This window comes from Novosphingobium sp. Sphag1I (assembly GCF_056279125.1).
The window spans coordinates 21,535-43,849 of record NZ_JBWBQS010000008.1; the positions used below are offsets into that span (position 1 = coordinate 21,535).

Here is a 22,315-nt window from a genome sequence, read left to right on the forward strand (position 1 = left end):
TTGCGCTGTCCGTTCTGCGCCTGTGACAATACGCAGGTGAAAGATTCGCGCCCGACGGAGGACAATACGTCCATCCGTCGGCGCCGTCAGTGCGAAGGCTGCGGCGCGCGTTTCACCACGTTTGAACGGGTGCAATTGCGCGAAATCACCGTAGTGAAAAGCAACGACCAGCGCGAGCCGTTTGACCGGTCCAAGATCGAGCAATCGGTGGCGCTGGCCAGTCGCAAGCGCGGCATTGCGCAGGAACGTCTGGACCAACTGGTTTCGGGCATTCAGCGTCAGATCGAAACGCTGGGCGACAGCGAAGTGCCATCGAAAGCCATTGGTGAAATGGTGATGGAAGGGCTGCGCGCCCTCGACAGCGTGGCCTATATCCGCTTTGCCAGCGTCTATCGCGACTTTTCCGAAGCGCGCGATTTTGAAGAATTTGCCGGGACTGTGCGCGACGCGGGGCATAAGAAATGAAACCTGTAATCGTCCTCGTCCGCCCGCAATTGGGCGAGAATATCGGCAAGGCGGCGCGCGCCATGCTCAACTTCGGCCTTGTCGAAATGCGGCTGGTGTCGCCCCGCGATGGCTGGCCCAACCCAAGCGCGGGGCCTGCCGCGGCGGGCGCCGACATCGTGCTGGAACAAGCGCAGGTGTTTGAAACCCTGGCCGAGGCAGTGGCCGATTGCCCGCATGTCTATGCCACCACAGTACGCAAGCGCGGCGTGACCAAGCCGGTGCTGACGCCCGAAGCCGCCACACGCGAAATCCACGCCCAGCCGGGGCGCAGCGCGATCATCTTTGGCCCCGAACGTTCGGGTCTGGAAACCGATGATGTGGCGCTGGCCCGCGCGATCATCACCGTGCCGATCAACCCGGAATTCGGCTCTCTCAATTTGGCGCAGGCGGTGATCCTGTGCGCCTATGAGTGGTCGAAGGGCGTGGCATTGGAACAGCCCCCGGTGGAGGAAATCCTGCCCCCTGCCCCGCAGGAAGAGCTGGAAGGGCTGATCAATCACCTCGACAGCCTGCTTGAGCCGCGCGGCTATTATTTTCCCGAGGCACGGGCCGATGCCACGCGGCGCACTTTGCGCACCATGCTGACCAAACCGGCGTGGAACCATCTGGAAGTGCGTACCATGCGCGGCGTTCTCTCCGCGCTGATGCGCCAGCCCGGCGTGCCGCCGCCGCCGCGCGTCAAGCCCGCGCCCAAGAAAGACGAAGAATCCGGCAACACGGGGGATTGACAAAATCCGTCATTCCCGCCAAGGGCGCCCCTTCACAAGGATGGCGCCCACCCGGCGCCGTATTCCATTGGCCCTGCATGTCCGGTGAAGCAGTGGCCGCCTGAAGCTTAAATAGCATCAGGGTGCGCGCCGGAACCTGTCGGTCAATACGACCGGCTACAGCAAGGCACGAGGCATCCCGCCCCGCGCCACGAAGCAAATGTAAGGAAGACTATGTCGAAGCGTCATGCCTCGAAGTACAAGATTGACCGCCGCCTTGGCGAAAACATCTGGGGCCGTCCCAAGTCGTCGGTGAACCGCCGTTCGTATGGCCCCGGCCAGCACGGTCAGCGCCGCAAGAGCAAGATCTCGGACTTCGGTATCCAGCTGCGCGCCAAGCAGAAGCTCAAGGGCTACTATGGCGACATCACCGAAAAGCAGTTCAAGCGCACCTATCAGGAAGCGTCGCGCATGAAGGGCGACACCGGTCAGAACCTGATCGGCCTGCTCGAACAGCGTCTGGACGCCGTGGTGTACCGCTCGAAGTTCGCCCCCACCATCTTCTCGGCCCGTCAGGTTGTTTCGCACGGTCACATCTATGTGAACGGCGTTAAGTGCAACATTGCCTCGCGGCGCGTTCGCCCCGGCGACGTCGTTTCGCTGGGCAAGAAGGCCAAGGAAATGGCTCTGATCGCCGAAGCTCAGGCTCTGCCCGAGCGCGAAGTGCCCGATTATGTTGCCCAGGACGGCGACAAGATCACCTTCGTTCGCGTTCCGACCCTGGACGAAGTGCCCTATCCGGTGAAGATGGAACCGAATCTGGTCGTCGAATTCTATTCGCGCTAATTCGCGTTTCCTCACGGAAAAGCAAAGAAAAGGCGGTGGCTTCGGCTGCCGCCTTTTTCTTTTGCAACAAAGCCTTTCTGGTTCATTTCTGTCATCAGATCGTCGCTATTCGGCTTCATTTCACCGCGATGAACGGAACCTTTTCAAACCAGAATCGTATCACGGCCATGAACAAGCTCTATCGTTATGTGACCGCCCATCGCGTCGGCAAATGGTACCCCGATCTCGTCACCGCACAGCGCTTTGCGTTCAAAATCGGCGCTGGATTCATGGCGGAAAAGAGCGGACAGTTTTCCACCTATATGGGGACTCGGCTGGAAGTTCTGATGCCGGATGGCGAGGTCGTTCCAGCCTGATTTTACACGGCGGGAATATGCCTCCGGCGGGCAAAGGGACTCGGCCCCTTTGCAATCCCGTTATGGGGGAGCGGCCAGTTTGTGAGGGGGGTGTAGCCTTAGTGGCTGACACAGCCAGCTGCGCGGCGAAGTTGCGCTAACGTCGCCACGCCGACAGTAACGGGAGCGCGAGGGTTAAGACCCTCGCATCCCCTCAATTCCCCTTGTTAAAATACCGCGCCCGGAACCCCGACGCAAAAGCCGCGAACCGCCCCTCAGCAATAGCGGCCCGCATACCGGCCATCAATTGCTGATAGAACGCCAGATTGTGTTCCGTCATCAACATCGCGCCCAGGATCTCACCCGCCTTGTTCAGGTGGTGCAGATAGGCCCGGCTGTAGGTGCCGCAAACCGAACACGTGCAATCCGTATCGATTGGCCCGGTATCCTCGGCATGTTTGGCGTTGCGGATGTTCAATGGCCCGTTCCACGTAAACGCCTGACCATTACGCCCCGAACGCGAGGGCAAAACGCAGTCGAACATATCAACCCCGCGTTCAACCGCGCCGACCAGATCGTCCGGTTTACCCACACCCATCAGGTAACGCGGCTTGTCCTCCGGCAATTGGCCCGGAGCAAAGTCCAGCGTCGCGAACATCGCCTCCTGCCCCTCGCCCACGGCCAGACCGCCGATGGCATAGCCATCAAAGCCGATCTCTTGCAGCTTGCCCGCCGAAATCGAGCGCAAGTCTTCGTTCAAACCGCCCTGCTGAATACCAAACAGCGCCGAACGCGCCGCATGTTCCTCGCCGCTGTCGAAACCATCACGGCTGCGCTTGGCCCAGCGCATCGACATCAGCATCGAGCGCTCGATCACATCCTTGGGCTGATCCGCGCGCGGGCATTCATCGAAACACATCACAATGTCGCTGCCCAGCAGGCGCTGGATTTCCATACTGCGTTCGGGCGTCAGATTGTGGCGCGAACCGTCAATATGGCTGGCAAAGGTCACACCTTCCTCGGTGATCTTGCGCAGTTCCGACAGGCTCATCACCTGATACCCGCCGCTGTCGGTCAGGATCGGGCGGTCCCAATTCATGAACTTGTGCAATCCGCCCAGCCGCGCCACCCGTTCCGCACCGGGGCGCAGCATCAGGTGATAGGTGTTGCCAAGGATGATATCCGCGCCGATTGAACGCACGGTCTCCGGCTTCATCGCCTTGACCGTGGCCGCGGTGCCCACGGGCATGAAAGCAGGCGTGCGGATTTCGCCCCGCTGCATCTGGATGGTGCCGGTGCGCGCCTTGCCGTCGCGCGCGTGAATGTTGAATTGAAAACGGGTCATGGCCCCGCGCCTTACGCGCAAAAGCGAAGGCCCGCAATCTGGACGCGGACAGTGCGGGCGTCTAGCGTTGCGACCATGAAAAAAGCCACCCTGCTCCTCGCCCTTTTGGCCGCCCCCGCTCTGGCCGCGGATGATCCGCTGACCCGCCCCATCACCACCAGCTATACTGACCGCTGGATGCAGGTGCGGGCGCCGATCCCGATCTATGGCAAGACCTGGATGGCTGGCTCGGTGCATTTGAACACGGCGGTGATCGACACCGGCGCGGGGCTGATCGTGATCGATGCAGGCCTGCCCCAGTTTGAGCCGCAATTGAAGGCCCAAATCCGCAGCCTTGGCCACAAGCCCTCCGATGTGCGCTACATCCTTGTGACCGAGGCGCATTTTGACCACGCAGGCGGGGTGGCCGCACTGGCGCGCGATTCGGGCGCCACCGTGATCGCCAGCCCCTATACGGTGGCCGCGCTGCGCAAAGGACAGACCGGAGCAGAGGACCCGCAAAACGGCGATCTCAAACCCTTTCCTGCGCCGACGCGCCTGCGGGCAATACGGGATGGCGGGCAAATCAAACTGGGCGATACGGTGATCACCGCGCGTTTCACACCCGGCCATACCGCCGGATCGACCAGCTGGACCTGGCAATCCTGCGCCCCCAAAACCGGATGCCGCGCCATGGTTTTCATGGCCAGCATGAACGCCACAGCCGCCGACACCTACCGTTTTTCCGCGCCCGAACATGCCTCCGTCGTCGCCTCTTTCCGCCAATCCTTTGCCAAGGCGCGGACTTTCCCTTGCGACTATCTCATCACCGGCCACCCCGAACACAATCAAACCGATGACAAGGTCGCCGCCGCCATGCGCGCGCCCAGCAGCGTGAATTGGGAAGACAAAGGTGCCTGCGCCGCCACGGTCGGACGCTTTGAGGATCGCCTCAACACCACCCTCGCCCGTGAGGCGGCCAAGTGACCATTGACTGGATGTATCCCGCGCTGACCGGCGTTGCGGTGCTGGCGGGTTTTGTGGATGCGGTGGCGGGGGGCGGTGGTTTGATTACCGTCCCTGCGCTGATCTATGCGGGCCTTCCCCCGGCTATAGTTCTGGGCACGAACAAGTTGCAATCATGCAGCGGGACGGCGCTGGCCACATGGCGCTATCATCGTGCGGGCTTGTTCAAGCTGCGCCCCAATTTGCCTGCGGTGCTCTTTGTGCTGGTAGGTGCGGCGCTGGGCGCATGGGCGGTTCAGCGGATCAGTCCGGGTGTGCTGAAGCTGTTGGTGCCCATTCTGTTGATCGCGATTGCGGCCTATACGCTGCTCAGCCCCAAAATGCATGACCATGAAGGTGAGGCCAAGGTCAGCGAGAAAGCCTATCTGCCCATTGCCAGCGGCATCGGCTTTTACGACGGTTTCTTTGGGCCGGGCACCGGGCAATTCTTTGCCATCACGCTGGTTTCCCTGCGCGGCTATGGGCTGACGCGGGCGACGGGCCTGACCAAATTGTTCAACCTAACCAGCAATTTGGCGTCGCTGGTTGTCTTTGCCATTGGCGGCCAGATCATGTTCGCGCTGGGCCTGTGCATGGCCGTTGGGGCGATGACCGGCGCTTGGCTGGGGTCACATATGGCGACAAAGATGGGGGCCAAAATCATCCGCCCCTTGCTGGTCGTGGTCAGCCTCAGCCTGACGGCCAAGCTGATATGGGGCTGGTTCACCGGGTGAACCGGCCCCACGGGGCTTATTGCTGGATCAGCTTGAGGAAATCCTGCTGATTGAGGTTTGAGACATAGCTGCGCACGATGGCGCTGTTGACGCCGGGTGTGGCAATCAATTCACGCACCGCCAGACGCGACAGCGCCGCGCCCGCCGCACGGAATGCCTGTCCGCCGCCCTGCTTGGCCAAGGGTTTGGCCAGATCGAAGCAATCCGTCATCACAAGGCGGGTAAAGATCTTGGCCGCGTCCTTGTCGAGAGCCGCCTTCTTTTCGGCGTCCACCGTCACCGCCCCGGCCGCCGGCATGGACGAGGCGATTTCAACCGCGACCCATTTGGACAGCGTGGCCTTATCCTCGACCGTCGCCTTGACCGTCACGCATTCGGCCAGCTTTTGCGACGCCTCATCCACCGCTGGCGCCTGTGCCGTCGCAGCAGTTGCCGCAGCCGCCATCAGGCAAGCGAAACCAATTTTCCATTTCATACGCGCCAATCCTATCCGCCGGGGGCTTTCGATCCGCACGAAAGGTGGCCGAGGGTCAAGCCCAAGGCAAGCCGCAATTCCATCAGCCCTTGGGCAAAAGCAGGCTGGAATCGCCATAGGAATAGAAACGATAGCCCGACGCAATGGCATGGGCATAGGTTTCCTGCATCCGTTCCAGACCCATCAACGCGCTGACCAGCATGAAGAGCGTCGATTTGGGCAGATGGAAATTGGTCATCAACCCGTCAATCGCCTTAAAACGATAGCCCGGCGTGATGAAGATCGACGTGTCGCCGCTGAACGACTGGATCACGCCATCATCCCCAGTCGCCGATTCGAGCAGGCGCAGCGAGGTCGTCCCCACCGCAATCACGCGCCCCCCCGCCTTGCGCGCCGCATTCAGGCGATCAGCAGCCTCCGGGCTGATCGTGCCCCATTCGGCGTGCATCTGATGATCGGTCGTATCGTCGGCCTTCACCGGCAGGAACGTGCCCGCCCCCACATGCAGCGTCAGAAATTCGCGCGCGATGCCCTTGGCGTCGAGCGCGTCGATCAGTTCGGGTGTGAAATGCAGCGCAGCCGTCGGCGCGGCCACCGCGCCATCCTTTTGCGCGAACATGGTCTGATAATCGCTCTTGTCGGCCTCATCCGTCGGGCGTTTTCCCGCGATATAGGGCGGCAAAGGCATTTGGCCCGCACGTTCCAGCAAAACCTCAACCGGCTCATCACCATGAAAGGCCAGCGTCCAACTGCCATCGGCATGGCGCGCCTCGGCCGTGGCACAGACATCGGCGGGGAATTGGATCACATCGCCTTCGCGCAGGCGTTTGCCATTGCGAACAAAGGCCTGCCAACGCCGCAGGTCGATCCGTTTATGCAACGTCGCGCCGATCTTGGCCTCGCCCCGGCGCCCCTCAAGCTGGGCCGGAATGACGCGTGTGTCATTGAACACCAGCACATCGCCCGCCCGCAGCAATTGCGGCAGGTCGCGCACAAGATGCTGGCCAAATTGCCCGGCGGGGGGAACCAGCAGCATACGTGCCGAATCGCGCGGAGACACGGGTCTCAGCGCGATATTTTCGGTCGGCAATTCGAAATCAAACAGATCGACGCGCAAAACAGCCTCAGTTCGAACGCGAGTTGTTCAACTGATCAATGCTGATCTTGGCGGGGGCCGACGGCGGCGCATAGGCCGGACGCGGCTTGTTATCCGAGGCGATCGAGGCCTGAACGATCTTGGTCGGATTGCTGGGCGGTTCGCCGCGCACGATGGCGTCGACAATATCCATGCCCGCAATCACGCGACCAAAATTCGTGTAACGCTTGTCCAAGGCAAAGCGCGGATAAAACACGATAAAGAACTGGCTGTTGGCGGTGTCCGGCTCGTTCGTGCGCGCCATCGACACCGAACCGCGCACATGCGGGATCGAATTGAATTCCGCCTTCAGATCCGGCAGCTTTGACCCGCCAGCCCCGGTGCCCGTCGGGTCGCCGGTCTGGGCCATAAAGCCTTCGATCACGCGGTGAAAGATGATGCCGTCATAAAAACCCTGACGAGCCAGCGTCTTGACGCGCTCAACATGGTTGGGCGCCCATTTGGGCATCATGCGGATGGCAACGCGCCCGCCATTCGACAGGTCCAGCAACAGGACATTGTCGGGATCATGCGAAATGTCCTGATCGACCTTGGCCGACTGGTTGGCGCCGGGCAAAGCTTCAACCGCCTTGAGGTTGGACAGCTTGGGGGTCTTGTCACGATGTGCGCAAGCCCCGGTGGACAGCATCGCAGCGCCCATCAGCACAGCAAGCGCGGTTTTGGCGAAATCAGGACGTTTCATGCGGCTCTCTTGCAAGTATGGTACCCAAGGCCCTGCTGGGGACCAATGGCGGAGGCGATAGACCGCCAAATCTGTCGTGGCAATGAACCAGTCACCGAAAATTCGGCACGGTTCATCAATCGTCACCCTTTCTTCCCACTTTATCAATGCGCGCAATGACATCGGCGCGCACCGCGGGACTGACAAATTTGGCGATTTCGCCGCCAAACAGGGCGATTTCTTTCACTAATTTGCTGGCAATGGGTTGAAGCGAAACATCCGCCATCAGAAAAACCGTTTCGATATTGGGGTTTAACTGTTGGTTCATGCCGGCCATCTGATATTCATATTCGAAATCCGCCACAGCCCGAAGCCCACGCAGAATCACGCTGGCCCCCTGCTTCTCGGCAAATTTCATCAGCAGCGCATTAAACCCCACCACCGAGACATTATCCAGCCCCATGGCGGCCACTTCGCGTGTGACCATCTCCATCCGCTCTTCTGGCGTAAACAGCGGGTCTTTCGACGGATTGGTGGTGACGCCAATGATCAGGTGATCGACCAGCTTGGCCCCGCGCCGAATGATATCGGCATGGCCCAGCGTGATCGGATCGAACGTGCCGGGATAAACACCAACTCTTTTGGCCCCACCGGCAACGCCGAGAATTTTGTCTGCCATGCCTTCCCTTTGCGCTCCCTGGCCTTAGTTACTCTTGCGTAAAGCCAGCGAAGCGCCCGGTCCAGCCCAAAGACAATTAACGGTCACGTTCCACGATAAAGCGGGCCAGCGCGCGCAGGAGGTCCGCCTCGCTGCCATGGCTGGCCAGATGGGCAATCGCCTGATCGATCAGCATGCGGGCCTGTTCACGCGCACGATCCGCGCCCAGCAACGAGACAAAGGTCTCCTTGCCCGCTTCGGCATCCTTGCGCAGCGCCTTGCCCGCCAGTTCGGCGTCGCCTTCATGGTCAAGCAGATCATCGACGATCTGGAACGCCAGACCAATATCGCGGGCATAGGCGCGCAGATGACGGCGCCCTTCCGGCGCCACCTTGCCCAAAATCGCGCCCAATTCGACCGCAGCGCACAACAAGGCCCCGGTCTTGAGCTGCTGCAACCGCGTCACGGTGGCCAGATCAAAGCTGGAAGTTTCGGCGGCGATGTCCATCATCTGGCCACCGGCCATGCCATTGTGTCCGCTGGCCGTGGCCAGAGTCGTCACCAGTTCAACCCGCACAAAGGGATCGCCGCTGGTCGCCGTATCGGCCAGAAGTTCAAACGCAAAGCACTGCAAAGCGTCGCCCGCCAGAACCGCCGTCGCCTCATCAAAGGCGATATGCAGCGTCGGCTTGCCATGGCGCAGCGCGTCATCGTCCATGCAGGGCAAATCGTCATGAATCAGCGAATAGACATGGACCGATTCGATGGCCGCGCCCACGCGCACCGCCGCATCACGATCCACCCCGTACATTTCGGCCACCGCCGCCACCAGCAGCGGGCGAACACGTTTACCACCACCAATCGTGGCGTAACGCATCGCCTCGATCAGGCGCGCGCGCGGGTCTTCGGGAACGGGCAAGAGCGAATCGAAGAGCGCATCAATATCAGCCTGAATACGCTTCAGGCCCTGAGCCAACAGATTATCCGTCACAACAGCCATCTTTTTGCCTCCCCCTTTATTGTTCATCCAGCGGGCGCAGGCCGACCGGCGCGCCATCGGGCCCGGCGACAATACGCTCGATCCGGGCCTGTGCCGAATCCAGCCGCGCCTGACATGCCTTGCGCAGCGATTCGCCGCGTTCATACAAGGTGATCGATTCATCGAGCGGCACTTCGCCGCTTTCAAGACGCCGCACGACGTCCTCTAAAGCGCGCAGAGCGTCTTCGAAACTAAGACCGGAAGCATCGGGCGAAGTGGCAATTTCTTGGCTCATGCGCATTGCCATGGCCTCATTTGCACAGGCTGGTCAAGGCTCCCCCATGGGCATGATGCAACTATACACGTTCAAACCCGTTGCAATGCTCTGGAAATCTGCCTCCCATGGCGCTAAGGGCGCGGCCATGACAAACGCCGCCAGCACGATCACCCCCGAAGTTGTCGCCGCCCACGGGCTTAGCCCGGAGGAATATGACAAGGTCCTCCACGCTCTGGGTCGCGAACCCAACCTTGTGGAACTTGGCATTTTCTCGGTCATGTGGTCGGAGCATTGCTCGTACAAGTCGAGCCGCCTTCACCTTAAAAAGCTGCCGACGCAGGCCCCTTGGGTCATCTGCGGCCCCGGTGAAAACGCGGGCGTCATCGACATTGGTGATGGCCAAGCCGCCATCTTCAAGATGGAATCGCACAACCACCCTTCGTATATCGAACCTTATCAGGGCGCCGCGACCGGCGTTGGCGGCATTTTGCGCGACGTGTTCACCATGGGCGCACGGCCCGTGGCCAACATGAACGCGCTGCGCTTTGGCCGCCCCGACCACCCCAAGATGAAGCATCTGGTGCAGGGCGTTGTGGCCGGCATCGGCGGCTATGGCAATTGCGTGGGCGTGCCCACCGTTGGCGGCGAAACCAATTTCCACAAGGCCTATGACGGCAACATCCTGGTCAACGCGATGACCGTTGGCGTAGCCGACACGGACAAGATTTTCTATTCCGCCGCCACCGGCATCGGCAATCCGATCGTCTATGTCGGGTCCAAGACCGGCCGTGACGGCATTCATGGCGCCACCATGGCATCGGCCGATTTTGACGAAAAGAGCGAAGAAAAGCGCCCGACCGTACAGGTGGGCGACCCCTTCACCGAAAAGCTGCTGATCGAAGCCTGCCTTGAACTGATGGCCACCGACGCGATCGTCGCCATTCAGGACATGGGCGCGGCGGGCCTGACCTCCTCCTCGGTCGAAATGGCCACCAATGGCAAGGCCGGCATCATCCTCAACATGGACAAGGTGCCTTGCCGCGAGGAAGGCATGACGCCCTATGAAATGATGCTGAGCGAAAGCCAGGAGCGTATGCTCATGGTGCTCAAGCCCGGCAAGGAAGCCATGGCCGAAGCCATCTTCAAGAAGTGGGAACTGGACTTTGCCGTGATCGGTGAAGTGACCGACACCGGCCACATGGTGCTGACGTTCCAGGGCGAGGAAGTTTGCAACATCCCGCTCGGCCCTCTGGCCGAAGACGCGCCGCTGTATGACCGCCCGCATCTGACCCGCGAGGATTATGCGGCATGGGCCAAGGTGCCTGTTCTGGATGCGGTGCCCGAAAGCGCCGATCTGGGGGCTGACCTGCTGAAACTGGTCGCCTGCCCCGATCTGGCATCGCGCCGCTGGATCTTTGAACAATATGACAGCCAGGTCGGCGGCGACACGCTGCAAAAATCGGGCGGCGATGCGGCGGTGGTGCGTATTCACGGCACGCAAAAGGCGCTGGCGATGAGCACCGACTGTTCGCCCCGCTATTGCTATGCCAACCCCTATGAAGGCGGCAAGCAGGCTGTGGCCGAAACGTGGCGCAACATTTGCGCGGTGGGTGCAACGCCTTTGGCGATCACCAACTGCCTCAACTTTGCCAACCCGCAGCGCCCCGAAATCATGGCGCAGATCGTGGGCTGTCTTGAAGGTATGGCGGACGCCTGCCGCGCGCTGGATTATCCCATCGTGTCGGGCAACGTCTCGCTCTACAACGAATCCAAGGCCACCGGCGGCGGCAGCGCCATTCTGCCCACCCCCGCCATTGGCGGCGTGGGCCTGATGCTGAACCACGAAAAAATGGCCACGGTGAAGTTCAAGAAGGCTGGCGACATCGTTTGGCTGATCGGCAGCGAAGGCAGCCACCTTGGCCAGTCGCTCTACATGCGCGAAATCCACGGGGTTGAGGCTGGCGCCGCGCCGCAAGTCAATCTGGACGTTGAATTGCGCAATGGCGAAAATGTGCGTCAGTTGATCAGCGATGGCGTGGCCACCGCCGTGCATGACATTTCCGATGGCGGCCTACTGGTCGCTCTGGCCGAAATGGCGATGGCGGGCGGCATTGGCGTGCAGCTTGAAGTTTCGCTCAACACCGCACAGGCCTTTGGCGAAGACCAGTCACGCTATGTCGTGACCACGGCGGCCGATATCGTGCTTGAAGGCGCGGTGCGTCTGGGCACCGTGGGCGGCGCGGATGTGGCGGGCGTGATGGTGTCCGATCTCAAGGCCGCCAATGAGGCCTTCTTCAAGGATTGGATGGAGGGCTGATTTCAGCCTCCGGCGGGCAAAGGGCCTCGGCCCTTTGCAATCCCATTTGGGGGTTGCGTGTGGCCCGCCACATCTTGCCCAATACGATGAATTAAAAAGCCTGCGGCGCATGAACCTTTTAAGGTCACCGCGCCGCAGGCTTTATTTTTGCAAGTTATAGAGAACTAGCTTCGGCACCCTATTATCGGGATTGCAAAGGGCCTAGGCCCTTTGCCCGCCGGAGGCAAATGCCCCTTTAACCCAAAACCCAATCCTTCTCCGGCACACCCAACAAGCGCAAAATCGCCGTCAGATCACCGCGATCCACCCAGCCATTGGCCGCCGCGCGAGCCTTGGGCTTGGCCTCAAACGCCACGCCATAGGCCGCCGCCTCGATCATCGGAATGTCATTGGCGCCATCGCCGGTGGCCAGAGCAACCGCCCCCTCGCCCAGCGCCGCCATTTCTTCAAGCAGCGTCGCCTTCTTAGTGCTGCTGTCGCAGATCGGGCCGTCAAGGCCACCGGTCAGCTTGCCATCCACCACGGCAAGGCGATTGGCCACCACCCGCTGAAAACCAAGCTGCTCGGCCACAGGGTCAGCGAACTGATGAAATCCCCCGGTCACCAGCACCGTCCGGCACCCCTTGGCTTTCAGCGTTTCGACCAAAACCTTGGCCCCCTTCATCGGCGCGATGCGTTGGTCGAGACAATCCTGAATCGCCTGTGCGGGCAAATCCTTGAGCAGCCCGACGCGCTCGGTCAAAGCCTGCGCAAAATCCAGTTCGCCGCGCATTGCACGCTCGGTAATATCGGCCACGCGGTCCTTGATCCCCGCAAAATCGGCCAGTTCGTCGATGCATTCCGCCGAAATCATCGTCGAATCCATGTCCGAGATGAACAGCTTGGGGATGCGCACCTTGCCATCGACGATCAGCGCGTCCGACACACCGACATGCGTATCAATCGCGGCGCGCAAAGCCTCCAGCGTCACGCCTTCGACGATGACTTCCCAAACGCCGCCGGGCAATTCGCGCGCATCGGTCGACGCCGCAACATCGCTCAATTCTTCGAGCAACGTATCAATCCTTGCCGAAACGTCCTCGCCATCTGCTAATACGCGCGCAATGAGCACCGATTTATCCCTTCAAAACCTCGACGGCCCAACGGCCCGTCCATGCGTTGGCCTCATTGCAGGCCCGACCGCCAGCGGCAAGAGCGATATTGCCTTCAAACTGGCCCGCGCTCTGGAAAAGGCCGGACGCGGGGCGGTCATCGTCAATGCCGACAGCGCGCAGCTCTATTCCGACCTGCCGATCCTCTCTGCTGCCCCCTCGCAGGCCGAACAGGCTGAAATCCCCCACCGCCTCTATGGCGCGTGGGACGGGGTGCAAAGCTGCTCCGCCGCCGATTGGGCAGGCCGCGCCCGCGATGAGATTGCCAAGGCGCATGATCACGGCTTGGTGCCGATCCTTGTTGGTGGAACCGGGTTATACTTGCGCACGCTGCTTTACGGCATCGCGCCCGTGCCCGACATTGCGCCCGATGTGCGTGAAACGGTGCGCGCCATGCCGGTGGCTTTGGCCCATGCCGAACTGGCCCGTCTGGACCCCGAACGCGCCGCCACGCTTCACGCCAATGACACCACCCGCGTCCATCGCGCGTTGGAGGTCGTGCTTTCGACCGGGCAAACACTTGCCCACTGGCAACAAAGGCTGGAAGGCGGGATTGGCGACAGGATCACGCTGGCGCCGCTGGTTCTGCTGCCGGATCGGGACTGGCTCTATGAACGGTGCGATCGCCGGTTCGGCCTGATGGTGGAACAGGGCGCGTTGGACGAAGTGGAACGTCTTTTGGCGCGGGGACTCGACTCTGACCTGCCGGTGATGCGGGCGATTGGCGTATCCTCGCTGGCAAAATTCTTGCGCAGGGAAGCCGATCTGGACGAGGCCATCGCCGATGGAGCGCAGGCCACGCGCAATTATGCGAAACGCCAATATACATGGTTCCGGCACCAGCCGCCGCCCCATTGGATACGCAAAACAGACACAAATTTCGCACCGGAAAAGCATTTTGATATTTTATTTCACGATTAATGCTTGACGAGACATTTTGCGTCACCTAGAGCCCCTCCCGTCACCGACGGGCGGATAGGCATCTGTTTGCCTGTCGGTGGGGCAAGGCAGGGTCAACACTCGCGAAATGGCTGAATTTCGCGGGCGGCCTTCCATTTCCCCTCTTGCACAGCAGGCCAAGCTTGGCCATGGCCGCGCGATTGTCATGAGCACACACCCATATGCGGTGGAGCCCGGTGGCCCCACAACGGCCGCAAACATTGTGATAGAAGGATGTATTCCCGTGAGCCAAGAGCTGAGCGGTGCGCAAATTCTGGTTGAAAGCCTCGCCCGTCAGGGGGTCGAATGCGTATTCGGCTATCCGGGCGGCGCTGTGCTACCCATTTACGACGCGTTGTTTAACGACGCTCGTCTGCGCCACATCCTTGTCCGTCACGAAGCGGGCGCGGCGCACGCCGCCGAAGGCTATGCCCGTTCGACCGGCAAGCCCGGCGTTGTGCTGGTCACATCCGGCCCCGGCGCGACCAATGCGGTCACGGGCATTGCGGATGCTTTCCTCGATTCGATCCCGCTGGTGGTCATCACCGGCCAGGTCGGCACGCCGCTGATCGGTTCGGACGCGTTTCAGGAAGCCGATACGGTTGGCATCACGCGCCACTGTTGCAAGCACAATTATCTGGTCAAGGATCCGGCCGATCTGGCCAAGGTGATCGACGAGGCGTTCCAGATCGCGACGACCGGCCGCCCCGGCCCGGTTGTCATCGACATCCCCAAGGACGTCCAGATCGCCAGCGCCCATTTCCCCGAAGGCCCGGTTCAGCGCCGCAACCGCTATCAGCCCCGTCTGGCGGGCAGCGAGAGCGAAATCGCACAGGCCGTCGAATTGTTGGCCAATGCCAAGGCCCCGGTTCTCTACACCGGTGGCGGCGTGATCAATTCGGGGCCGCGCGCCACCGAACTGCTGCGTCAGTTGCAGGCGATGACCGGCGCGCCCGTCACATCCACGTTGATGGGTCTGGGCGCGTTCCCGGCCGATCACGACGACTGGTTGGGCATGTTGGGCATGCATGGCACGTATGAGGCCAACTGGGCGATGAATCAGGCCGACCTGATCCTTTGCGTCGGCGCCCGCTGGGATGACCGCGTGACGGGCCGTCTGGACGCGTTTGCACCCAATTCGACCAAGATCCACATCGACATCGACCGCGCCAGCATCAACAAGACCGTGCGCGTCGACCTGCCCATCATCGGCGATTGCGCGACCGTTCTGGCCCAGATCATCGAGGCGTGGGGCGACCGCAAGCCGAAGGATCTGTCGGCATGGCACGAACGCGTCAAGAGCTGGAAGGCCAAGAAGAGCCTGTCCTATCCGCGCTACTCCAGCACGATTGCCCCGCAATATGCGATCGAACGCCTGTTCGAGCTGACCAAGGACCGCGATCCGGTCATCAGCACCGAAGTTGGCCAGCATCAGATGTGGGCGGCCCAGTATTTCCACTTCTTCGGCCCCAACAAGTGGCTGACGAGCGGCGGTCTGGGCACGATGGGCTATGGCCTGCCCGCCGCCATCGGCGCGCAATTGGGCAATCCCGACAGCCTGGTGATCGACATTGCCGGTGACGCCTCGATCCAGATGAACATTCAGGAACTGGGCACCGCCACGCAGTACCGCCTGCCGGTCAAGGTCTTCATTCTGAACAACGAATGGATGGGCATGGTCCGTCAGTGGCAGGAACTGACCTATGAAAGCCGTTATTCGAACAGCTATTCGGACAGTCTGCCCGATTTCGTGAAGCTGGCCGAAGCCTATGGCTGGAAGGGTATCCGCATCCAGAACGAAAGCGAACTGGATGCAGGGATTCAGGCGATGATCGACCATCCCGGCCCGGTGATCGTGGATTGCTGTGTCCACAAGGAAACCAATTGCTTCCCGATGATCCCCTCGGGCGCTGCGCATACGGACATGATCCTTTACGGCGATGATGTCGCCGGGATCATGGACGATGAAGCCAAGGCGCTGGTGTAAGGAGGGCGAGAGAGATGATGAAGATCAAACACGCCGCCGAGGAACGCCACGTTCTGATGCTGGTGGTCGACAATGAGGCGGGTATTCTGGCCAAGATCGCGGGGCTTTTCACCGCGCGCGGCTATAATATCGACAGCCTGACCGTGTCGGAAATCACCGAGGACCACACGACCAGCCGCATCACCATCGTGACGCATGGCCCGCCCGCGGTGATCGACCAGATCCATGCGCAGCTTGACCGTCTTGTGCCCGTGCACAAGGTGATCGATCTGACCACCGAAGGCCCTTATGTCGAGCGTGAACTGGCGCTGGTGAAGGTGGTGGGCAAGGGTGAGAACCGCGTCGAGGCGCTGCGCCTTGCCGATGTGTTCCGCGCGCGCCCGGTTGATACGACCACGCAGAGCTTTGTGTTCGAACTGACCGGTACGCCCGACAAGATCGACATGTTCGTCAGCCTGATGAACGAGCTTGGCCTTGTCGAAACCGCCCGTACGGGTGTGGTCGGCATGGTTCGCGGCACGCGCCGCTCCTGAAATCTTGACCGGAGCGGCACTCTGATGCAGATGCCGCGCCAAATTTGAAACCCGCCGCTTAACCGTGGCACAACCTGTCCAGCCCCTTGGAAGCGCCAAGCGCGGGGGCATGCAAGGGGAATTGCAGTGAAGGTCTATTACGACGCCGACGCCGATCTGAACCTGATCGTCAACAAGAAGATCGCCATCCTCGGCTATGGTTCGCAGGGCCACGCCCATGCGCAGAACCTGCGCGACAGCGGCGTGAAGGAAGTGGCCATCGCGCTGCGTCCCGGTTCGGCCTCGGCCGCCAAGGCCGAAGGCGCTGGCTTCAAGGTTCTCTCGAACGCTGACGCCGCCGCATGGGCCGACGTTCTCATGATCCTGGCCCCCGACGAGCATCAGGCCGCGATCTATGCCGCCGACCTGCACGCCAACCTGAAGCCGGGCGCTGCTCTGGCTTTCGCGCACGGTCTGAATATCCACTTCGGCCTGATCGAACCGCGCGCCGACATCGACGTCATCATGATCGCCCCCAAAGGCCCGGGTCACACCGTGCGCGGCGAATATGTGAAGGGCGGCGGCGTGCCCTGCCTGGTGGCCATCCACCAGAATGTGACCGGCAACGCGCATGACATCGCTCTGGCCTATGCGTCGGGCGTGGGCGGCGGCCGTTCGGGCATCATCGAAACCAACTTCCGCGAAGAATGCGAAACCGACCTGTTCGGTGAACAAGCCGTGCTTTGCGGCGGCACCACCGCGCTGGTTCAGGCCGGTTTTGAAACGCTGGTCGAAGCCGGTTATGCGCCGGAAATGGCCTATTTCGAATGCCTCCACGAACTGAAGCTGATCGTCGACCTGATGTATGAAGGCGGCATCGCCAACATGCGTTACTCGATCTCGAACACCGCCGAATATGGCGACATCGTGACCGGTCCGCGCATCATCACCGAAGAAACGAAGAAGGAAATGAAGCGCGTTCTGGAAGACATCCAGTCGGGCCGCTTTGTGAAGAACTTCGTTCTCGACAACCGCGCAGGGCAACCCGAACTGAAGGCTTCGCGCATCGCCGCCAAGCGTCACCAGATCGAAGAAACCGGTTCGAAGCTGCGCGCTATGATGCCCTGGATCGGCGCCAACAAGCTGGTTGACCAGTCGAAGAACTGATCCGTTCTTCCTGATCGCGACGCTTGATCGCAAAGGAGGCGCGCCCGGCATCTTGCCCGGCGCGCTTTCTTGTTTATGGCTGGCGAGCATGACGGAGAGCGAGCAACATATCCTTATCTGTTTCCACGATTTCAACCGGGGCGGTACGGAACGGATCGCCCTTGGCATGGCTAAACGCTGGCTGGATCAGGGGCGGCGGGTGACAATCCTGTGCGGTGCGCGCATGGGGGGGCTGGAAGATACTGTCGACCCGCGCATCGAAGTCGTCGAACTTGAACCGCCCCTGCCCCGCAGCCTGACCTCACGGCTGCGTCTGGGCCCCGCAATGGCCCCTTATGTCGAGCGGATTGCGCCCGACGTGATTTTCCTTCCGGGCAATTTTCATTTCCCGCTGATCCCGGCTCTGGCCAAGGTGCGTGGGCGCGCGGCACTGGTGGCCAAGATTTCCAATCCCGCCGTGCCGCAAGGGATCGTGGCTGGCCCGGTTCGCTGGCTGCTGCGCCGGTTTGCGCGGCATCTCGACGGGTTTGCGGCGATGAACCGGGGGTTGGAGAGCGAGATCCGCGCCATTGCGCCATGGGTCAATGTCTCGACGCTTTACGATCCGGTCTATCTGGCCGAAGCGCAATTGCCGATGCCGCGCCTGGCCAAGGACCGTCTCGAAATCCTGTGGGCGGGGCGATTTGAGCCGCAAAAGGACGCGCCCCTTGCCCTGCGCACCATCGCCGCGTTGAACCAGACCAGCCGCGCCCGCCTGACCATGCTGGGCGAAGGCTATCTGCGGCCCAAGATGGAAAGGCTGGCGCAAAGCATGGGCCTTGGCGACAAGGTCCGCTTTATGGGCCATGTTCCGGCCATCGACCCGTTTTTGCATGATGCCGACGCCTTTTTCGTGTCCAGTTCCTTCGAAGGCGGACCCGCCGTCGCCGTCGAGGCATTGGCCCATGGCGTGCCGGTCGTTTCGACTGATTGCTCCTTCTTCCTGCGCGACATCATGACCATTCCCGAAGCGGGCCTGATCGTCCCCAGCCGCCGCCCCGATGAACTGGCGCAAGCCCTGCTGGCCGTGGCCGAGGCACCCCGCCCCGACCCCTTGGTTTTGCGCCCGCTTATCGCGCATCTGGCGGCCGATGTTTGCGCCGACGCCTATCTGGCATGGTTTGACGCCTGCGTGGCCCAGCGCCGCACTTAAGGCCCATTCCCGCCAATCAAGGCTTTACTTCACGCATCGTTGGGGGCATAGGCGAGGCCATGATCACTCAGCTGGACCTTACCCTGCGACTTATCCGCCCTTGGGCGTGAGCTGGCGTGCCGGTTGAGCGCGCGCGGCGCTCAAGGGAGCAACCTTCGAAGCCACAAGTCGCATAATCCAGCCTACACGAGATCCTGACATGACCATGCTGAAAGACCCCTCGGTCAAGTATCGCCCCTTTCCCACGATCAACATCCCCGATCGCACCTGGCCGTCCAAGGTTATCGAGAAAGCCCCTCGTTGGCTCTCGACCGACCTGCGCGATGGCAATCAGTCGTTGATCGACCCGATGGGCGCGGAAAAGAAGAACCGCTTCTTCGATCTGCTGCTCAAGGTGGGCCTGAAGGAAATCGAGGTTGGTTTCCCCAGCGCGGGCGCGACCGAATATGACTTCATCCGCGGTCTGGTCGATCAGGGTCGTGTGCCCGATGACGTGCTGATTCAGGTTTTGACTCAGGCGCGCGAAGACCTGATCAAAACCTCGTTCGAATCGCTGGCGGGCATCCATTCGGCCATCGTCCATGTTTACAACGCCGTCTCGCCGCTGTGGCGCAATGTGGTGTTCGGCATGGAAAAGCCGCAGGTACGCGGGATCGCTGAAAACGCCGCCAAGCTGCTGCGCGACAATGCCGCGCGCTTCCCCCAGACCAAGTGGCAGTTCGAATATAGCCCTGAAACCTTCTCCACCGCCGAGCTGGATTTCAGCATCGAGTGCTGCGAGGCGGTGATGAACATTCTCCAGCCCACGCCGGAGAATCCGATCATCCTGAACCTGCCCGCGACGGTCGAATGCGCGACGCCCAACGTTTACGCGGATCAGATCGAATATTTCTGCCGCAACCTGCCCAATCGTGAAAGCGCGGTGATTTCGCTGCACACGCATAATGACCGTGGCACCGGCGTTGCGGCGGCCGAACTGGGCCTGATGGCGGGCGCGGACCGCGTCGAAGGCTGTCTGTTCGGCAATGGTGAGCGCACCGGCAATTGCTGTCTGGTGACGGTTGCCATGAACATGTACACGCAGGGCGTTGCGCCGGGTCTGGACTTCTCGGACATCGATGAAGTCATCCAGACGGTCGAATATTGCAACCAACTGCCCGTGGCCGAACGTCATCCCTATGGCGGCGAGCTGGTCTTCACGGCCTTTTCGGGCAGCCATCAGGACGCGATCAAGAAGGGTTTTGCGGCGCAAGAAGCGCGCAACGACCAACTCTGGGCCGTGCCCTATCTGCCCATCGATCCTGCCGATCTGGGCCGCTCGTATGAGGCCGTCATCCGCGTCAACTCGCAGAGCGGCAAGGGCGGCTTTGCATGGGTGCTGGAGCAGGATCAGGGCCTGAAGCTGCCCAAGAAGATGCAGGCGCATTTCAGCCGGCATGTGCAGGAATTGGCCGATCAATTGGGCCGTGAACTGGTGGCGGGCGACATCTGGGACGTGTTCCAGCGCGTCTATTACGTCAACGATCCACAGCACCTGCAACTGGTCGATTACGAAGAAGCCCGCGCCGCCGATGGCACCCGCGTCTTCGCCGGCAAGATCGGCGTCGATGGTCAGGAGCGCAGCGTTTCTGGGCGCGGCAATGGCCTGATCTCCTCGGTGGTCGCCACGCTGGCAGAACATTTCGGGGTCGAAATCTCGGTGAAGGATTATTCCGAACACGCCTTGTCCGCCGGGTCGGAAGCCAAGGCTGCGGCCTATATCGAGGCTGTGACGCCCGATGGCCAGACCGTATGGGGCGTTGGCCTCGACAATGACATCGCCACCGCATCGGTACGCGCGGTGCTGAGCGCGGCCAATGCGTTGAAGAAGGCATGATCCACCAACAGCCTTTCATTTAGACAAGCAGGTCGGGGAGCGATCCCCGACCTTTCTTTTTGACCGAAGCCTTCACGGCCGCTCGACCACACCGACACAGCGCCCAAAAGAAAAGGCGCCCCAAGCCTTTCAGCCGGGGCGCCCTGTCTTTTAGCCAAAGCTCTGCTTAGCGATAGCAGACCTTCTTCACCGCCTCGATGATGCGGGGCGTGTTGATCAGCGCAGCCTTTTCGAGGTTCGCCGCATAGGGCAGCGGAACGTCTTCATTGCACACGCGGACCACCGGCGCGTCGAGATAGTCGAAGCCATCTTCCATCGCGATGGCCGCGATTTCCGAAGCGATCGAACAGGTCGGCCAGCCTTCTTCGGCCACGACGATGCGGTTAGTCTTGGCCAGCGAGGCCAGAACCGTTTCCTTGTCCAGCGGACGCAACGTGCGAAGGTCGATGACTTCTGCATCGATGCCATCGGCGGCCAGCGCTTCAGCGGCTTCCAGAGCCAGACCCACGCCGATCGAATAGGACACGATGGTCACGTCCTTGCCCTCACGCATGATGCGGGCCTTGCCGATGGGCAGGACGTGGTCGTCCAGTTCGGGCAGTTCGAACGAACGGCCATAGATCAGTTCGTTTTCAAGGAAAACGACCGGATCTTCGCTGCGGATGGCGGCCTTGAGCAGGCCCTTGGCGTCCGAAGCGTCATAGGGTGCGATCACGATCAGACCGGGCACGTTGGCATACCACGGACCATAGTTCTGCGAGTGCTGGGCACCCACGCGGCTGGCCGCGCCGTTCGGGCCACGGAACACCACCGGGCAACGCATCTGGCCGCCCGACATATAGTTGGTCTTGGCCGCCGAGTTGATGATGTGGTCAATCGCCTGCATGGCGAAGTTGAACGTCATGAACTCGATCACCGGGCGCAGACCGCCCATCGCCGCACCCGTACCGATACCGGCAAAGCCATATTCGGTGATCGGCGTGTCGATGACGCGCTTGGGACCGAATTCGGCCAACAGGCCCTGGGTCACCTTATAGGCGCCCTGATATTCGGCGACTTCTTCACCCATCACGAAGACGCGAGGATCGCGGCGCATTTCCTCGGCCATCGCGTCACGCAGAGCGTCACGCACGGTCGAAGTCTTCATGTTCGTGCCATGGGGCACAACCGGATCGGCCGGACGGGGCGCAGCAGCAGGCGCCGCCACCGAAGCAGCAGCAGCCGGAGCGGCCGCAGCAGCAGGAGCCGAAGCGGCAGGTGCCGCCTCACCTTCGCCACCGATCAGCGCGATGACCGTGCCGACCTTCACGCCTTCGGTGCCTTCGGCGATCAGGATCGAACCGATGGTGCCTTCGTCCACCGCTTCAAATTCCATCGTCGCCTTGTCGGTTTCGATTTCGGCCAGGATATCGCCCGACTTCACTTCGTCGCCAACCTTGACCAGCCACTTGGCCAGCTTGCCCTCTTCCATGGTGGGCGAGAGAGCGGGCATTTTAAGTTCAATCGCCAT

22 protein-coding genes are annotated in these 22,315 nt (G+C 61.3%); 13 read left to right on the plus strand and 9 right to left on the minus strand.

Annotation, left to right across the window (positions count from 1 at the left end):
- From nrdR to ACZ9HU_RS10705, 4 genes are all read left to right on the plus strand, one after another.
- Positions 1-465 (plus strand): transcriptional regulator NrdR, encoded by a 465-nt coding sequence (gene nrdR / locus ACZ9HU_RS10690; RefSeq protein WP_476104822.1) that lies wholly within the window; start codon positions 1-3, stop codon positions 463-465.
- Positions 462-1,235: an RNA methyltransferase gene (locus ACZ9HU_RS10695; protein WP_476104823.1), complete on the plus strand. Its 774-nt coding sequence runs from the start codon at positions 462-464 to the stop codon at positions 1,233-1,235. Before nrdR ends, ACZ9HU_RS10695 begins: the two co-directional genes overlap by 4 nt.
- 213 nt (positions 1,236-1,448) lie before the next feature.
- A complete protein-coding gene (gene rpsD, locus ACZ9HU_RS10700; RefSeq protein WP_476104824.1) occupies positions 1,449-2,060 on the plus strand; it encodes a 30S ribosomal protein S4 in 612 nt (203 codons plus the stop codon).
- A 35-nt stretch (positions 2,061-2,095) separates the two neighbouring features.
- On the plus strand, positions 2,096-2,416 hold the full coding sequence (locus ACZ9HU_RS10705) for a hypothetical protein (RefSeq protein ID WP_476104826.1): 321 nt from the start codon (positions 2,096-2,098) through the stop codon (positions 2,414-2,416).
- Positions 2,417-2,609: 193 nt separating this feature from the next.
- Here ACZ9HU_RS10705 and tgt read toward each other — a convergent pair whose 3' ends face one another.
- Complete coding sequence (gene tgt / locus ACZ9HU_RS10710; RefSeq protein ID WP_476104827.1) at positions 2,610-3,740, minus strand: tRNA guanosine(34) transglycosylase Tgt; 1,131 nt, start codon at positions 3,738-3,740, stop codon at positions 2,610-2,612.
- Positions 3,741-3,815: 75 nt separating this feature from the next.
- Between tgt and bla the strand changes: the two genes are divergently transcribed.
- A complete protein-coding gene (gene bla / locus ACZ9HU_RS10715; RefSeq protein ID WP_476104829.1) occupies positions 3,816-4,706 on the plus strand; it encodes a subclass B3 metallo-beta-lactamase in 891 nt (296 codons plus the stop codon).
- Positions 4,703-5,458, plus strand: a complete 756-nt coding sequence (locus ACZ9HU_RS10720) for a TSUP family transporter (RefSeq protein ID WP_476104830.1) — start codon at positions 4,703-4,705, stop codon at positions 5,456-5,458. The genes bla and ACZ9HU_RS10720 overlap by 4 nt, the downstream gene beginning before the upstream one ends.
- A gap of 16 nt (positions 5,459-5,474) precedes the next feature.
- Here ACZ9HU_RS10720 and ACZ9HU_RS10725 read toward each other — a convergent pair whose 3' ends face one another.
- The 6 genes from ACZ9HU_RS10725 to ACZ9HU_RS10750 all read right to left on the minus strand — a co-directional run bounded on the left by ACZ9HU_RS10725 (position 5,475) and on the right by ACZ9HU_RS10750 (position 9,682).
- Positions 5,475-5,933 (minus strand): hypothetical protein, encoded by a 459-nt coding sequence (locus ACZ9HU_RS10725; protein ID WP_476104832.1) that lies wholly within the window; start codon positions 5,931-5,933, stop codon positions 5,475-5,477.
- A gap of 82 nt (positions 5,934-6,015) precedes the next feature.
- The gene (gene queA / locus ACZ9HU_RS10730) at positions 6,016-7,050 is read right to left on the minus strand and encodes a tRNA preQ1(34) S-adenosylmethionine ribosyltransferase-isomerase QueA (RefSeq protein ID WP_476104833.1); all 1,035 of its coding nucleotides are present in this window, start codon (positions 7,048-7,050) and stop codon (positions 6,016-6,018) included.
- A 7-nt stretch (positions 7,051-7,057) separates the two neighbouring features.
- On the minus strand, positions 7,058-7,771 hold the full coding sequence (locus ACZ9HU_RS10735; RefSeq protein WP_476104834.1) for a peptidylprolyl isomerase: 714 nt from the start codon (positions 7,769-7,771) through the stop codon (positions 7,058-7,060).
- Positions 7,772-7,886: 115 nt separating this feature from the next.
- Entirely contained in the window at positions 7,887-8,429 is a 543-nt protein-coding gene (gene coaD, locus ACZ9HU_RS10740; protein WP_476104835.1) for a pantetheine-phosphate adenylyltransferase, read from the minus strand.
- Between the two features lie 76 nt (positions 8,430-8,505).
- A complete protein-coding gene (locus ACZ9HU_RS10745) occupies positions 8,506-9,408 on the minus strand; it encodes a polyprenyl synthetase family protein (RefSeq protein ID WP_476104836.1) in 903 nt (300 codons plus the stop codon).
- A gap of 16 nt (positions 9,409-9,424) precedes the next feature.
- On the minus strand, positions 9,425-9,682 hold the full coding sequence (locus ACZ9HU_RS10750; RefSeq protein WP_476104837.1) for an exodeoxyribonuclease VII small subunit: 258 nt from the start codon (positions 9,680-9,682) through the stop codon (positions 9,425-9,427).
- Between the two features lie 127 nt (positions 9,683-9,809).
- Between ACZ9HU_RS10750 and purL the strand changes: the two genes are divergently transcribed.
- Positions 9,810-11,981 (plus strand): phosphoribosylformylglycinamidine synthase subunit PurL, encoded by a 2,172-nt coding sequence (purL, locus tag ACZ9HU_RS10755; RefSeq protein ID WP_476104839.1) that lies wholly within the window; start codon positions 9,810-9,812, stop codon positions 11,979-11,981.
- A 235-nt stretch (positions 11,982-12,216) separates the two neighbouring features.
- On the opposite strand, the gene serB is transcribed toward purL, so the two are convergent.
- Complete coding sequence (gene serB, locus ACZ9HU_RS10760; RefSeq protein WP_476105121.1) at positions 12,217-12,963, minus strand: phosphoserine phosphatase SerB; 747 nt, start codon at positions 12,961-12,963, stop codon at positions 12,217-12,219.
- 121 nt (positions 12,964-13,084) lie between these two features.
- On the opposite strand from serB, the gene miaA reads away from it, so the two are divergent.
- From miaA to leuA, 6 genes are all read left to right on the plus strand, one after another.
- Positions 13,085-14,053 (plus strand): tRNA (adenosine(37)-N6)-dimethylallyltransferase MiaA, encoded by a 969-nt coding sequence (miaA, locus tag ACZ9HU_RS10765; protein ID WP_476104841.1) that lies wholly within the window; start codon positions 13,085-13,087, stop codon positions 14,051-14,053.
- Positions 14,054-14,315: 262 nt separating this feature from the next.
- Positions 14,316-16,058: a biosynthetic-type acetolactate synthase large subunit gene (ilvB, locus tag ACZ9HU_RS10770; protein WP_476104844.1), complete on the plus strand. Its 1,743-nt coding sequence runs from the start codon at positions 14,316-14,318 to the stop codon at positions 16,056-16,058.
- A gap of 17 nt (positions 16,059-16,075) precedes the next feature.
- Positions 16,076-16,591, plus strand: a complete 516-nt coding sequence (gene ilvN, locus ACZ9HU_RS10775) for an acetolactate synthase small subunit (protein WP_476105122.1) — start codon at positions 16,076-16,078, stop codon at positions 16,589-16,591.
- A gap of 126 nt (positions 16,592-16,717) precedes the next feature.
- A complete protein-coding gene (gene ilvC, locus ACZ9HU_RS10780) occupies positions 16,718-17,737 on the plus strand; it encodes a ketol-acid reductoisomerase (RefSeq protein WP_476104845.1) in 1,020 nt (339 codons plus the stop codon).
- A gap of 88 nt (positions 17,738-17,825) precedes the next feature.
- The gene (locus tag ACZ9HU_RS10785) at positions 17,826-18,929 is read left to right on the plus strand and encodes a glycosyltransferase (RefSeq protein WP_476104847.1); all 1,104 of its coding nucleotides are present in this window, start codon (positions 17,826-17,828) and stop codon (positions 18,927-18,929) included.
- A gap of 199 nt (positions 18,930-19,128) precedes the next feature.
- Positions 19,129-20,805 (plus strand): 2-isopropylmalate synthase, encoded by a 1,677-nt coding sequence (gene leuA, locus ACZ9HU_RS10790; protein WP_476104849.1) that lies wholly within the window; start codon positions 19,129-19,131, stop codon positions 20,803-20,805.
- Positions 20,806-20,971: 166 nt separating this feature from the next.
- On the opposite strand, the gene ACZ9HU_RS10795 is transcribed toward leuA, so the two are convergent.
- Complete coding sequence (locus ACZ9HU_RS10795; protein WP_476104851.1) at positions 20,972-22,315, minus strand: pyruvate dehydrogenase complex E1 component subunit beta; 1,344 nt, start codon at positions 22,313-22,315, stop codon at positions 20,972-20,974.

Coding starts and splice junctions, on each gene's coding strand:
- ACZ9HU_RS10695 (WP_476104823.1), top strand. CDS start 462: ATGAAACCTGTAATCGTCCTCGTCCGCCCGCAATTGGGCGAGAATATC.
- rpsD (WP_476104824.1), top strand. CDS start 1,449: ATGTCGAAGCGTCATGCCTCGAAGTACAAGATTGACCGCCGCCTTGGC.
- tgt (WP_476104827.1), bottom strand. CDS start 3,740: ATGACCCGTTTTCAATTCAACATTCACGCGCGCGACGGCAAGGCGCGC.
- bla (WP_476104829.1), top strand. CDS start 3,816: ATGAAAAAAGCCACCCTGCTCCTCGCCCTTTTGGCCGCCCCCGCTCTG.
- ACZ9HU_RS10725 (WP_476104832.1), bottom strand. CDS start 5,933: ATGAAATGGAAAATTGGTTTCGCTTGCCTGATGGCGGCTGCGGCAACT.
- ACZ9HU_RS10735 (WP_476104834.1), bottom strand. CDS start 7,771: ATGAAACGTCCTGATTTCGCCAAAACCGCGCTTGCTGTGCTGATGGGC.
- coaD (WP_476104835.1), bottom strand. CDS start 8,429: ATGGCAGACAAAATTCTCGGCGTTGCCGGTGGGGCCAAAAGAGTTGGT.
- ACZ9HU_RS10745 (WP_476104836.1), bottom strand. CDS start 9,408: ATGGCTGTTGTGACGGATAATCTGTTGGCTCAGGGCCTGAAGCGTATT.
- ACZ9HU_RS10750 (WP_476104837.1), bottom strand. CDS start 9,682: ATGAGCCAAGAAATTGCCACTTCGCCCGATGCTTCCGGTCTTAGTTTC.
- purL (WP_476104839.1), top strand. CDS start 9,810: ATGACAAACGCCGCCAGCACGATCACCCCCGAAGTTGTCGCCGCCCAC.
- miaA (WP_476104841.1), top strand. CDS start 13,085: ATGAGCACCGATTTATCCCTTCAAAACCTCGACGGCCCAACGGCCCGT.
- ilvN (WP_476105122.1), top strand. CDS start 16,076: ATGAAGATCAAACACGCCGCCGAGGAACGCCACGTTCTGATGCTGGTG.
- ACZ9HU_RS10785 (WP_476104847.1), top strand. CDS start 17,826: ATGACGGAGAGCGAGCAACATATCCTTATCTGTTTCCACGATTTCAAC.
- leuA (WP_476104849.1), top strand. CDS start 19,129: ATGACCATGCTGAAAGACCCCTCGGTCAAGTATCGCCCCTTTCCCACG.
- ACZ9HU_RS10795 (WP_476104851.1), bottom strand. CDS start 22,315: ATGGCGATTGAACTTAAAATGCCCGCTCTCTCGCCCACCATGGAAGAG.